Genomic DNA, 261 nt, shown 5'->3' on the forward strand with positions numbered 1-261 from the left:
GTTTTTGAATAATCATTTTTATTATCTTTTGAGCGATAACAAATTGTATAGCTACCAGCACTTAATGTACCAAAACCTTTGCTGTATGGGCTTGTTGTATCTACTTCCCAATTACCATTATCTAACTTAAACTCAACTTGCTTAATACTACCATCGCTATCGCTGGCAGTTGCGGAAGCACTTACACTCTGTGTAGTTAAATAAGTTGCATTATTGCTCGGTGTTGATGGTGAAATAGTTGGATGGTTGTTTTCTGGTTCA

General features: G+C 36.0%; 1 protein-coding gene. It reads right to left on the bottom strand.

Annotated elements, in window-relative coordinates; genetic code table 11:
- The coding region (locus RM573_RS17460) for an Ig-like domain-containing protein (protein ID WP_311585142.1) at positions 1–261 on the bottom strand (261 nt) is incomplete at both ends.

Source organism: Thalassotalea castellviae, from assembly GCF_031846185.1.
GTDB classification, from domain to species: domain Bacteria; phylum Pseudomonadota; class Gammaproteobacteria; order Enterobacterales; family Alteromonadaceae; genus Thalassotalea_H; species Thalassotalea_H castellviae.